This window comes from Flavitalea plasmicola (assembly GCF_030546645.1).
GTDB lineage: Bacteria > Bacteroidota > Bacteroidia > Chitinophagales > Chitinophagaceae > Puia.
On sequence record NZ_JAUOTO010000001.1, the window covers coordinates 47,128 to 60,497 of the forward strand.

The 13,370-nt window shown below is 47.4% G+C and carries 9 protein-coding genes and 1 tRNA gene; 4 read left to right on the forward strand and 6 right to left on the reverse strand.

From position 1 onward, the window contains the following. Positions 1 to 2 precede the first annotated feature (2 nt). Complete coding sequence (locus Q4E93_RS00140) at positions 3 to 941, reverse strand: ABC transporter ATP-binding protein (RefSeq protein ID WP_303581944.1); 939 nt, start codon at positions 939 to 941, stop codon at positions 3 to 5. Between the two features lie 116 nt (positions 942 to 1,057). On the opposite strand from Q4E93_RS00140, the gene Q4E93_RS00145 reads away from it, so the two are divergent. Continuing rightward, a complete protein-coding gene (locus tag Q4E93_RS00145) occupies positions 1,058 to 2,068 on the forward strand; it encodes a zinc dependent phospholipase C family protein (protein WP_303581946.1) in 1,011 nt (336 codons plus the stop codon). A gap of 102 nt (positions 2,069 to 2,170) precedes the next feature. Here Q4E93_RS00145 and Q4E93_RS00150 read toward each other — a convergent pair whose 3' ends face one another. Then, the gene (locus Q4E93_RS00150) at positions 2,171 to 3,727 is read right to left on the reverse strand and encodes an NAD(P)/FAD-dependent oxidoreductase (RefSeq protein WP_303581947.1); all 1,557 of its coding nucleotides are present in this window, start codon (positions 3,725 to 3,727) and stop codon (positions 2,171 to 2,173) included. 704 nt (positions 3,728 to 4,431) lie between these two features. On the opposite strand from Q4E93_RS00150, the gene dnaA reads away from it, so the two are divergent. Next, positions 4,432 to 5,865 (forward strand): chromosomal replication initiator protein DnaA, encoded by a 1,434-nt coding sequence (dnaA, locus tag Q4E93_RS00155; RefSeq protein WP_303581949.1) that lies wholly within the window; start codon positions 4,432 to 4,434, stop codon positions 5,863 to 5,865. Positions 5,866 to 6,252: 387 nt separating this feature from the next. Beyond that, positions 6,253 to 6,346: transfer RNA gene (locus tag Q4E93_RS00160), tRNA-Ser, on the forward strand. A gap of 351 nt (positions 6,347 to 6,697) precedes the next feature. Here Q4E93_RS00160 and Q4E93_RS00165 read toward each other — a convergent pair. The 4 genes from Q4E93_RS00165 to Q4E93_RS00180 all read right to left on the reverse strand — a co-directional run bounded on the left by Q4E93_RS00165 (position 6,698) and on the right by Q4E93_RS00180 (position 9,677). Next, positions 6,698 to 7,573, reverse strand: a complete 876-nt coding sequence (locus Q4E93_RS00165; protein ID WP_303581951.1) for an alpha/beta fold hydrolase — start codon at positions 7,571 to 7,573, stop codon at positions 6,698 to 6,700. A gap of 143 nt (positions 7,574 to 7,716) precedes the next feature. Further along, a complete protein-coding gene (locus tag Q4E93_RS00170; RefSeq protein WP_303581953.1) occupies positions 7,717 to 8,322 on the reverse strand; it encodes a YceI family protein in 606 nt (201 codons plus the stop codon). Between the two features lie 67 nt (positions 8,323 to 8,389). Continuing rightward, positions 8,390 to 9,163 carry a LuxR C-terminal-related transcriptional regulator gene (locus tag Q4E93_RS00175; protein ID WP_303581955.1) on the reverse strand — a complete coding sequence of 258 codons (774 nt, stop codon included), beginning with the start codon at positions 9,161 to 9,163 and terminating at the stop codon, positions 8,390 to 8,392. Between the two features lie 85 nt (positions 9,164 to 9,248). Continuing rightward, positions 9,249 to 9,677 (reverse strand): response regulator, encoded by a 429-nt coding sequence (locus tag Q4E93_RS00180; RefSeq protein WP_303581957.1) that lies wholly within the window; start codon positions 9,675 to 9,677, stop codon positions 9,249 to 9,251. A gap of 231 nt (positions 9,678 to 9,908) precedes the next feature. Here Q4E93_RS00180 and Q4E93_RS00185 point away from each other — a divergent pair, with 231 nt between their 5' ends. Then, positions 9,909 to 13,298, forward strand: a complete 3,390-nt coding sequence (locus Q4E93_RS00185; RefSeq protein WP_303581959.1) for a chemotaxis protein CheB — start codon at positions 9,909 to 9,911, stop codon at positions 13,296 to 13,298. The last annotated feature ends 72 nt before the right edge of the window (positions 13,299 to 13,370 follow it).

Sequence of the window (13,370 nt, forward strand, 5' to 3'; positions counted from 1 at the left end):
GGTTAAGCCGTGACGGGTTGGAATTGGCGGGCGAGCGGCGTTCCTTCCACCAGCCGGATGAAAATATCGTTCAATGACGGAAGTATTTCCGTGAAGGCGTCGATATTCCGCCCTTCGTTGATGAAATGCGACAATACATCGTTGGATCTGTAACCTTCACGGATCTTTACGATGAGGTGGCCTTCTTTGCGGCCGACTATTTCGAAGGCGGTCGTCGTTGTGAGCGATGCTGCATCGGGGTCGTCGAGGCCGATGCTGAAAAGATTTTCCTTGAATTGCTGTTTGACGCCGGCTACGCTGCCGTCCAGGATCTTCCGGCCTTTGTTGACAAGGATGATGTGATCGCAGATCTCTTCCACTTGCTCCATGCGATGGGTGCTGAAGATAATGGTGCTGCCTTTGCGTGCCAGCGCGTAGATCTCGTCCTTTATGAGATTGGAGTTGACGGGATCCAGACCGCTGAAGGGCTCGTCCAGGATGATGAGCCGGGGTTCGTGCAATACGGTAGTGACGAACTGGAGCTTTTGTCCCATGCCTTTGCTGAGGTCCTCTACTTTTTTATTCCACCAGCTCTGCATTTCGAATTTGATGAACCACTCCCTGACTTTTTCGGTGGCTTCCTGTTTGCCAAGGCCTTTCAGCCGGGCCAGGTAAACGGCCTGCTCTCCGATCTTCATCTTTTTGTACAGGCCCCTTTCTTCCGGCATATAACCGATATGGACAATGTCCTTTGCGGGGTGGAAGGGTCTTCCTTCGAAGAGGATCTCTCCTTCATCGGGGTAAAAGATGCCGGTGATCATACGGATGAGGGTCGTCTTGCCGGCGCCGTTGGGCCCCAGCAGTCCGAAGATAGATCCCTTTTGCAGGCTGAAGCTGATGGCGTCCACTGCACGCTGCGAGGAGAAATATTTTTTCAGGTCTTTGACTTGCAGGATGTCCATGATGGTAAATTTATCGTTAGTCGCAAAATCTTCCCGGATTATTACAAAAAAATTAATTGGTGTCCCGGAAGTTGCGTGTACGGATGTTTTATTGGAATTTCGGGAAAATTTTATTTATGAGGGTTCGTCGGCAAAAGCTACCATTTTTTTCCGTAATCGCCGGTGCATTATTGATAATATCTTTCAGCAGCTGGGGTTTCCTGGTTCACCGGACAGTGGGGCAATTGGCCATTTACCAGCTGCCGGCGCCCATGAAAGTTTTTTTCTGGAAGAACAGGGATTCCATTGTCAGTCAGTCTGTTCGTCCGGATGTGCGGCGAAATACGGACAGAACGGAATTTCCCCGTCATTTCATCGACCTGGAGGCATATGGTGATTCGGCTGGCTGGAAGATGCCCCTTGACGAGCCGGCAGCTATTCAAAAATATTCGCTGGACACTTTACATAAATACGGCTATGTGCCATATGTGGTGATGGCTGTGCAAAAGCAGCTGACCGAAGCGTTCCGCAAGGGCGACCGGGACAGTATTCTTTTTTATGCCATCGATCTGAGCCACTACATCGGGGATGCCAATGTGCCCTTGCACACATCATGGAATTATGACGGGCAGCTAAGCGGTCAAAAAGGCATACATGCCTTATGGGAGAGCACCGTGCCGGATCAATTGATGGATGGCTATAGGTTGAGGGACGGGCACAAGGCGCAATATCTTTCCGATCCCGCTGCGGCGATCTGGGCGTCCGTGCGGCATGCGCATATGCAATTGCAGCAGCTGTTCGAGCAGGAGCGGGAGGCTTCAAAGGAGACGCCGGACACGGTGAAGTACCGGATGGTGCATCGCTATGGGAAGGATATGAAGGTTTATACGACGGCTTTTGCGAAGGTTTATGGAGCCAGACTGGGGACGATGGTCAACGATCAGCTGTTGCGTTCGGCGGATCAGATAGCGGATTTTTGGTATACGGCCTGGATGGATGCGGGCCGGCCTGACCTGGATGCGCTGTTGGCGGCGTCCTTTAGCAGGAAGGATAAGAAAAACTGCCGGATGGAGTCGAAGGCTTACCGTAAGAACAAACTGATTGAAAAGCAGCTGCTGCTGGCGCGGCGTTATGAGGGGTGGGAGTGAGCTTTAAGCTGCAAGCGACAAGCTTCAAGCTTCAAGCTAGGTCTATTTAGGCGTCAATGCTTATATATATCCGGCTTGTAGCTTGTAGCTATCAGCTTGAGGCTATATCCGGCTTGCAGCTATTATCGCTTGCGCCACGCGCTCACCATCCATCGCTGCGCTGACGATGCCGCCGGCATAACCGGCGCCTTCCCCACAGGGATAGAGGTTGCTTATCTGCGGGTGTTGGAGTGTGTTTGCGTCACGGGGGACCCTGACGGGAGAGGAGGTCCTGGATTCGGTGGCGACCAGGACGGCTTCGTTGGTAAAATAACCTTTCATTTTTTGTCCGAAGAGGGGGAAGGCTTTCCGGAGGCTGTCATATATAAAGGAGGGGAGCACCTGTCTCATGGATGCCGAATGGATACCCGGAACATAGGAGCAATCGGGGAGGCTCGCGGATAATTTTCCTGCCACAAAGTCGGCCATGCGTTGTGCCGGCGCTACGAATTTACCGCCTCCTTGCTGGAAGGCCTTACGTTCCACGCTTTGCTGAAAGTACATACCTGCCAGTGGGCCATGTTGCCGAAAGGGGGCGAGGTCTTTTTCTTCCACGCTGACGACAATACCGGAGTTGGCGTAGGGATTATTCCGTTTGGATGGGGACCACCCATTTACCACCAGTTCTTCTGCCGCTGTTGCGGCGGGCGCGATGATGCCTCCCGGGCACATGCAGAAGGAGAAGACGCCGCCATGATCCACCTGTTGAACGAGGTTGTAGCTGGCGGGCGGAAGGAAGGGGCTTTGGCTGTGGTATTGTATCCGGTCGATCAATTGTTGCGGGTGTTCGATGCGGACACCCAGGGCGAAAGGTTTGGCTTCGATGAGGATCTTCTTTTCATGAAGGAGTAAAAAGATATCCCGGGCCGAATGTCCTGTGGCGAGGATGAAGGCATCTGCGTCGAAGGAAGTGCCGTCGGAAGTAACAACGTGTTTTACACGATCTTTTTGTAGTACAAAATCTACAACTTTTTTTTCGAATAGGAATAGTCCTCCACAGTCGACAATTTGTTGTCGCATGGATTGGATGATCTGTGGAAGTTTATTGGTGCCAATATGGGGGTGTGCGTCGATCAGGATATTTTCTTCTGCGCCGAACTGGACAAGAAGGTTCAGGATGCGGTGAATGTCTCCACGTTTGTTGCTGCGGGTATATAATTTCCCATCGCTGTAGGTGCCAGCGCCGCCTTCGCCAAAACAATAGTTACTTTCAGGGTTGATAATTCCTTCTTTATTTAAAGATGCGAGGTCTCGTCTACGCGATCGGACATCTTTTCCTCTTTCCAGCAGGATGGGCTGGATACCTTTTTCGATGAGCCGGAATGCCGCGAATAATCCGGCGGGACCTGCGCCGATGATGACGACTTTTTTTTCTGCGTTGGATACATCGGGAAAGTGCAGGGGAATAAATGATCTCTTTTGGTAGGGCTCTTCGACAAATACATGGATCGTGAGGATAATATGAGGCTGCTTGCTTCGGGCGTCGATAGATCGTTTCACGAGATGGAAGCCGGAGATGGCCCCGATGGGACAACCGATGGCTTGCGCGGCATAATCCCGGATGGCTTCCTCGTTTGCGGCTTCCGAGGGAAGTAATTTTATCTGGAGGGTTTTTTGCATAGTGAGGCAGTGGCCTAAGTTGACAAAGGTAATGCAATTCACTCTGTCTGTTAGAGATACACAATACCCACTGGCCTCAGCGATAAAAAAGCCATCCCAACCGTTGGAAAAGTTTCGCAGCAAGTTTCGTAAATGCGGTGTAAAATGAGATGTTTATTTTTCAAAAAAAATTCCAGGATTGAAAAAGGCAATCAAATAATTTGTATCTTCAACTACTTCGTTCAAAATAAACTCTACGTATATGAAGAAAGGTTCGTCGCCATCGAAGCTCATTCTATCCTTCTTCATACAAAGTAAGTTTAATCAATTCCGGCAGGGTCTGCTGCTGTACGCTGAATCCCACTACTGTCGCCTGTTGCTTCTTAAACGAGGTATTGTGTCTTGATCCCTGTTGCAGGAGATGTGAATAAGTCTTATAAAGGGGGTGTTGTTAAGATTAAGAGGTTCTCAAAAATGTATGGATATTATCTTTAATCGGAAGTAATCATAGTTAGGCTGGACATGAGTTTTGTTGAAAATCAAACGTAAAGTTCCTGTTAAGTTCAAACTGTATTCGAACCAAAAAAAAGAAGTGAATAAAAAATTTTTTATTTCATGAAAAGTTTTGATATTCGCCGCCCTGCGCAACTTTTTAAAATCCGGTTCCAATAAAATTTTTTCAAATTACAATTCTTAAATCGGCATAAAAATTGGTTACTGTACAAATGGCAAAGTCGTTCGAAAAAGTATGGAGCAATTGCTTGGAGATTATCAAGGACATTGTAGAGTGGCAGCATTATAAAACATGGTTTGAGCCGATCAAGCCCGTGGAGTTGAAGAGCAACATTTTGGTGATCCAGGTGCCGAGTCAGTTTTTTTACGAATATTTAGAAGAACACTATGTAAATTTATTAGCAAAGACTTTACGGCGCATTTTAGGGAAGGACGCGATGTTGGAATATCGGATCATGGTAGACAGTGGAAATCATCAGAACAAACCCCTCACGATGGATGTGCCGGCACATGGCTACAAAACTTTTTCCAACAACGAAATGGATTTTCCTCTTATCATAAATAATCCCGTCAAGAATCCCTTCGTCATCCCCGGGCTGAAGAAGATGCAGATCGATGCACAGTTGAACCCTGTGTATACCTTTGATTCTTTCATCGAAGGAGATTGCAACCGGGTCGCCCGCCGGGCCGGCAAGACAGTGGCGGAAAAACCCGGGGCCAATTCTTTCAATCCCTTGGTTATATATGGTGGGGTTGGTTTGGGTAAGACGCACCTTGCACAGGCCATCGGCAACGAGGTGAAGCGTCTCCACCAGAATAAGGTGGTCCTTTATGTCAGCAGCGAGAAGTTCATCAATCAATTCATGGATCATAGCCGCAACAATGCGATCAATGATTTCATACATTTCTATCAGTTGGTGGATGTCCTTATTATAGATGATGTCCAGTTCTTCAACCGGGCAGAGAAATCGCAGGATGCCTTCTTTGCCATCTTCAATCATTTGCATCAGTCGGGCAAGCAGCTGATCCTTTCTTCGGACAAGCCGCCGAAGGACCTGGACGGCCTGCAGGAGAGACTGCTTAGCCGATTCCGCTGGGGCTTGAGCGCAGATCTGCAGGTGCCTGATTATGAGACGCGTATCGATATCCTGGAAAGGAAGATGAAGAATGACGGCCTGGACATGCCGAAAGAGGTAGTAAAGTACTTAGCATACAATATCAATAGTAATGTACGTGAGCTGGAGGGCGCACTTATATCACTTTTGGCACAATCTTCGCTCAATAAGAGGGAAATCGACCTTGAATTGGCCAAAAAAGTGCTCCGTAATTTCGTGAAAACTAGCAGTAAAGAGATCACTATCGAAACTATACAGCGTATGGTATGCGAATACTTCGATGTGTCGTACGATAAACTGCTGCAGAAGACCCGTAAGCGCGAGATCGTGCAGGCGAGACAGATCACTATGTACCTCGCGAAAGCTTTCACGAAGAACTCCCTCAAGACGATTGGCGAACATTTTGGCGGTCGCGATCACACCACGGTGATCCATTCCTGTCAGACCGTAAAGGATCTGATGGATACCGACAGCCTGTTCCGCGAGAATGTGATGGAGTTGCAGCAGAAGGTGCAGTTAGCTGCCATGTAACCTGTCACGGTTCCACCCCATCTGACCAGTTTTGCCGTAATAATTTATTGTTCTATACCAACATGAGCCCGTCTTGGATTTCCAGGCGGGTTTTTTGCTTTGGGACGTCTTTTGGGAGGGAGTTGTCCGGATATGGGAATGGGGGTGTCCGTCTTCGGGACGCTATGCGGATCGACCGCCGGCCAGATGGCCTGACCGGGCTGCCGGTATGGAGGTGGTTTTGGGCTGGGGCGGCCTGACCGGATGGATATGGGTGATTAACTGGCTTTGAGGGGTTTGTATACGGTGAGGAGCGAGGGGATTATAAAAAAGTGAGTGTCAATTTGGGTGCATAGCGAATTAATCTTTATTTTTGCCTCCCCTTCAAAGGAAGGTGGATAAAGTCCCGGAGAGGTGCCTGAGTGGCCGAAAGGGCCGGTTTGCTAAACCGTTATACGAGCTTAAACTTGTATCGAGGGTTCGAATCCCTCCCTCTCCGCCAGCCCGATATGAATAGTGCCCTCGTCAAAGACGAGGGCATTTTTTATTCCCGGACGCGGGGCGAGCGGACTTTCAGGAATTGTTTATGTCCGAATGAAGTTTGAATGTTTAGAGGGCAAGCTCGTCCAAGCGGGAGGGGATGAAAAATGGCGCACGCAGTGCGGCACTATTCATATCGGGCTGAAGCCCTCCACTTAAGGGATCACCGAGCGGAGCGAGGTAATCCCCCCTGTCTGCACAAATTCACAAAAGCAATCAATTCATTAGTTGAATGAGCTTACCACTGCCCCAAACCTGAATGTCAGCACCCTCCGGATTCTTAAGATTTTCGATATGCCGGATACAATTTTGTTTACTTCAAAAAACCATCCAGGTAACCTAAGATTGTTTTCGTCTGCATCATCAGGCTGACATGCCCCTGCGAAGGAACAATGGCCAATTGCGATTTTGGCATTGCTCCAAAATCAGCGCATACAGCTCCTCCCAATAGTTGATACGTTTTTATCAACTCCACTTTATCCAGGCCGTCATTGTCGCCCGAGATCAGTAATACAGGCGAAGTGATTTTAGCAATATTGGTTTCGCCCATGTTGAAGGGTACCCCGGCAAAAGCAATCATCTGTTCTAAGAACTTCGTCCATTTTGTTTTGTCAGGCGCTACTGCATCGTATGCCGCCTTCATAGGCGTATTCGTTAAAAATTCAGGCTTCAAATTTTTAAACGCATTCGTTACTTCGGGCATCCAACCACTACTTTTGTAAGTAGAAGAAATGATCACTAATTTTGTTACGCGTTTGGGGCTTTTAATGGCCAGCTGGTAAGCCACGGAGCCACCCATGCTATATCCTGCAACATCCGCACTGTCAATTTTTAAATGATCCATTACTCCTTCCACATCACTTGCCAGGGTAGCAAAGTCTAATTTTCTGTCTGATAACGGAGTATGCCCATGCCCCTGCAATTCAATGGCAATTACCTTCCTTGTTTTTGACAGCTCGGGTATTAATTTCCCCCAGTTCATCTCAATGGTGTAAAAAGCCCCATGCAGCAGAACGATGGGCCTTCCCTCACCATATACTTCGTAATAGACTTTAATGCCATTGACAGGTACGTAGCCGCTGCCGGAAGGGTTACTTTGTTGCCCCCTGGACTGAAATACGGCGAAAAAAAGCATGGCAATTATTAACACCGGCTTGGAAACATTAGATCCTTTCAATACTCTTTTCATAAAACGTTATTGAATTATTTTTTAATTTTATCTTCAATACGAAAATAGAGTGCATTTCAGGATTTTACGCGGTGCGAAAACGACAACTTGGGGGTGGATCGCGACAAAATATTGCCATTATATAGACATCGGCTCTTCCCGCTTTATTTTATCTTACCCGCCCGGACGTGCAGGCTGATGTCAACGCCGGGATAGATGTAGAGTGCCTGTGACGGATCAGTATAGATATTCATTCCCCATTTGGTACGGTCCAGTTTAAATACAGCTTCTGTCATTATGCTGTCACCGGTGACAGTGATCATAGCAGGGAAGGATTGCGAATGCGTCTCCCCGATCATGGTGAAATCGCCTGTCACCAGATAATTAGCGCCAGGGATGGCAATGGTGTCGCCACCCGTATAGGGTACAACGGCTGTAATATGAAATTTACTCTGGGGGTACACGACAAGGTTAAAGAAATTCGCGCTTTTAAGATCGTCCAATAATTTTTGCTTTGCAGGCTCTGGAAGATCGTCATCCGCTATTGATGAAATTGGAATGGTAAAGTCCCCACCTGAAACAGTCGTCCCCACGGCTGTCAGATTTCCGGTAAGGTCGAATGACCCCACATGGAAATGGTCCGTGGCCGACCCTTTCCACTGAATACTTGAAGTGGCACTGTTAACTTCGTAATTGTCGGGTTGGGAATGGTTCTTTTTGCAGGCTGACATGGATGCGACCAGCAGAGCGATGGACATTATTTTCTTCATTGTTGGTGTATTGATAGACCAAAATTACAGGCAGTATCCCTCCGGCAACTCCACCAAATGGTGGATTTTAATCGATCAATCCGTATGCCTTTGCTTTCACGATAGCCGCTGTCCGATTACCCACTTCCAACTTATGATAGATATTCAGGGTATGTGTCTTTACGGTGCTGGGAGAAATAAAAAGCCGGTCCGATATGGCCCGGTTAGGCCAACCTTTTGCTAACAAAGCCAGGACTTCAAGCTCCCTGGCCGAAATCGGATCTAACAGATAACGTGCGGGTAGCCTTTGGACGGTTTTATTCGTGCCGCTTCGGGCCCGGACATTTTCTAAGGCCTTGGCGATAAATACGGCAAGCGTTTTCAAAATCTCCAAAGATTGTGGCCCATAGGCATTCTTTCTCCCGGTTCTTACGGAAAGCAGGCCGACTATGTCATTATTGATCAGTAGGGGCACATACATCAACGAAGCCGGGTTGATCCCATGCATTGGCGTAATAGTATGGGGCAGGTACAAGGGATATTCCTTTTCATAGTCGTTGATCAGCAGTTCTGATCTATGAGAAAATACCCAGGACGAAAATCGTTCAGGGCTATGGGCGTAGATAGAAAAGTCGGGCAATTTCCGGTTATCTTCCCGCACACCGGAATATTCGATATGTTCTGTCAGGGGATTGTATATGCCTATTGCAAAAGAGTAAGCATCCATCAGCTTATTCACATGCTCGTAAACAGTATCGATCATTTGTTCAATCGTAAATTCGGAAAGTATCGATGCACCTATTTGGTTAAGTATCCTAAGGCTTACTACCAGGGTATGCTCATTCCGCTCGTTACGCGCCATGGATCAGATTTTGCTATAAGTTACGAATCTATCGCCTGACCTGCCGGGCCGATGGCTCAATAGATCCCGCCAACGGCTCAGTCTTTCATCTTGATCCTGCAAGCCTCTTATTCAGGTCAGGATTTGTCATCGCCGGGATCGAAGATATTTCTTCGCGCAGTTGTTGAAAGCCAGGCTTTTTGATCAGGAAATAAGCGGCTCCCTGCTCTATAATGTACTGTATCTCTGTTTTATTTGAAGTAGTGGAATAGATGATGACGGGAATATGCTGAAAGAAGGGAGATTTTTTTAATGCAGCGAGACATTCCCTGCCGTTCATAAGCGGCATATTCAGGTCTAAAAAGATCACGTCAGGAATGGGGGTAATCGCGGATCTTAAATGAGTAATCGCCTCTTGTCCATCAGAAGCGGTAAAACATCGGCACGATGGATCGTTCTTCACCAGCGCTTCGATCAGAAATTGCTGATCATCGGCGTCATCATCGACAATGAAATATGTTTTGGGATGTATCAAAGGTTAAATCCTTAAGCCAATTAGGCTAAGAGAGGTATGTAAGGTAACCTTTTAAGGCGACTTCGCCGATTTTTGTTTATCTTACGTATCGTCTGGAATAAACAAGGACGTTTTCACTTCTTCACTATCTGGTCTCTTCTACTGATAATTGTTTTTCCATTGGCCTGGTTTGACAGCACTTATTTCCTTACCCGAAGATCTGGATAGTTGTAGTACTAAGAATTTATTGTTATGACCAAATCAAATAAAGACAAGGTAAAGATCCTTTCCTCCAACCTCTTTCCGGTGGTGGGCATCGGCGCTTCAGCCGGCGGGTTGGAAGCCTTCAAAAAATTATTGAAGGCGATCCCGGAAGATTCAGGTATGGCCTACATCCTGGTGCAACATTTGGATCCCGCCCATGAAAGTATTTTAGCCGACCTGCTGCAGAGGGTTACTAAAATACCGGTGCAGGAAATAACGGACAATATACACGTAGTGCCGGACCATATATATATCATTCCATCCAATAAGTTATTGACTGCCACGGACGGGGTTCTCCAGCTTAGCGCCCGCCTTCCGAAAGGCCATAGGAACCTGCCCATCGATGTCTTCTTCACCTCGTTAGCCGAGGTTCACCAAAGCCACGCCATTGGCGTTGTGCTGTCAGGAACCGCAACAGACGGCACCCTGGGGCTTAAAGCAATTAAGGACCACGGGGGCATTACTTTCGCGCAGGAACAGCAATCCGCAGGCTATGACGGAATGCCCCAAAGCGCCATTGACGCAGGAGTAGTAGATTTCATATTGCCGCCTGAAAAGATCCCAGGCCAATTACTACTATTAAATGATAGTTTCAAGGCCAACCCCATTGGCACGGATGGAAATGCTGAACAAGCACAGGAAAATGGCTTTAAGCAAATTATTACCCTGCTGCGTATCAGGAGGGGCGTAGATTTCACCTATTACAAGCAAACTACGATCCGCAGGCGTATCAACCGGCGGATAGCCCTGAGCATGAAAGGAAGTATTGCCGAATACCTGGCTTTTTTGCAGGAGAATACAGCGGAGCAGGATATTTTATACCAGGACCTGCTTATTCCCGTCACGCAATTTTTTCGCGATCCTAAGATTTTCGAAAGTTTGAGCGAAACGGTATTTCCTGCACTTTTAAAGGACCGGAAGGAAAATGAACCGTTGCGCATTTGGATAGCCGGTTGTTCCACCGGCGAGGAGGCGTACTCAATGGTCATGTGCTTTCAGGAATACGTGACGGTTAACGCATCCAATTTGAAAATGCAGCTGTTTGCAACTGACATTTCCGAGACGGCTATCTCCAAGGCTAGGAGCGGGATCTATACGAGTAAAGAGATGAATGGCCTTTCCGCCGATCGCGTGCAACAATTCTTTACCAGGACGGATGGTAATTTCCGGCTTAATAAAACGATCAGGGATGCGTGTGTATTCGCCCGTCATAATTACCTTAAAGATCCGCCATTTGCAAAAATTGACCTCATCAGCTGCCGGAATTCATTGATCTACCTGGAGCCCTTCCTGCAAAAAAAAGCGCTGACGACCTTTCATTATTCGCTCAAAGAAAGTGGGTTTTTGGTCCTGGGAAAGTCGGAAACCTCCGGTCAGGCGGCGGAGCTATACAATGATTTTGATAAGACAAATAAATTTTATACGCGGAAAGCCGTCAAAGGGAATTTTTTACATGTGCTGGCTGATCGAAATAATGGGACTTTTAAAGCCGGCGACAGTATGGTTTTTAAGAGCGATGGCAACAAAAATGACTATCAGAAAAGCGGGGATGAGGTGTTATTGTCTAAGTATGTGCCGCCCGGCGTGATCGTCAACGAAGAAATGGAGATCGTTCAATTTCGTGGGGCGACAGGCATGTGGTTGGAACCCTCTCCGGGCAAACCCAGCTCACACCTGTTGAAAATGGCGCGCGAAGGTCTGGCCTTTGAATTACGTAATGCTCTGCATAAGGCAAAAAAGAGCAAAGAGGAAGTGGTAAAGGAAAATATTCCTTTACAGTTTGCAGGCAGGGAACACCTGGTGACCATCGAGGTCATCCCTTTGCCTGAGACGATTGAACCCTACTTCCTGGTGCTTTTCAGAGATACATCGGCGCCAGGCGACAGCACCGGGGAGCCAAAGACGGGGAATAAAGATCTGGGTACGCCGGATGCAAAGCTCGATAAAGCGATAACCCGAAATAAGCTGTTGCAAAGGGAACTGGCCCAGACGAGAGAGGACATGCGAAGTGTTACCGAGGATCAGGAAGCCGCCAATGAAGAATTGCAAAGCGCCAACGAGGAGCTTCTTTCAGGGAGTGAAGAGCTGCAAAGCCTGAATGAAGAATTGGAGACCTCAAAGGAAGAGGTCCAAACCAGTAACGAGGAACTGATCATCGTGAACCAGGAACTATTTGACCGTAATGAGCAGCTGAACCTTTCCCGCCTGTATGCGGAGTCCATCGTTACCACTATCAGCGAGCCGTTGATCATCCTGAATAAGGAATTGAAAGTAAGAAGCGCCAACAGGGCATTCTATGAAAAATTCCAGGTCAAAGAAGAAGACACTGAGGGGAAGCTCCTGTTTGAATTAGGTAAGAAGCAATGGAATAAGCCCGAATTGAAAAAAAAGCTGGAAAAGGTCCTTCCGCAAGGGGGCAGTATTGTTGATTATGAAGTGGCGGCCAATTTCCCTATACTTGGCGAGCGTATTATGTTGTTGAATGCCATCCAGATCGTAAGGGATCCCAGTGAGCAGCAGTCAATACTGATAGCCATTGAAGATGTCACCGATAGGTGGAAGAAAAATAAAGAGGACAAAGCGCTGGCTGCAGAAATGGAGAAAAAGGTGCTGGAGAGAACATTTTCGCTGCACGAGGCAAATAGTGAGCTCCAACATTCAAATGAGAACCTGGCCCAATTTGCATACATCGCGTCGCATGATCTGCAAGAGCCCCTCCGGAAGATCAGGACATTTTCAACCACGCTTCAGGATAAATATTTCACCGAATTGCCGGACCCGGTGAAAATACTGGTGACGAAGATCAACGCTTCTGCCGAACGTATGTCCAGCCTTATTAAAGAGCTGCTCAATTTCTCACAGCTGCTTAATAGCGATGCCGCTTTTGAACATACGGACCTTGATCAGATCTTAAGCCATGTGATAGCCGATTTCGATCTGCTCATTGCTGAAAAAGGAGTGGTTATCAAACGGCAACCCTTGCCTGTCATCGACGCGATCCCCTTGCAGATGAATCAGCTGTTTTACAATTTGCTCAGTAATGCTATTAAATTTTCCAGACAGGGAATAGCTCCGGTCATTACGATCACTTCGAAAATACTCAAGATCGGAGAGGCTGCGAAATATGCCAGCCTGAACCCGCAGTTCTCATACTGTGAAATAGCCATAAAAGACAATGGGATAGGGTTTAAACAAAAAATGGAGGAGCAGATATTCCTGGTTTTCCACAGGCTGCATAGTCAGGAGAAATATAAGGGGACGGGCATTGGACTGGCGTTGTGTAAAAAGATCATAGATAATCATCATGGTGAAATATCGGCTAAAGCAAAGGAAAATGAAGGGTCGATATTTAAAATTGTATTGCCTTTAAGCAGGTAGAATGTGTGAATTGTATAACGTTTGTGCAGAATGATGTAACACAAATGCGAAAGGGGATCTGTTAACTTTGGG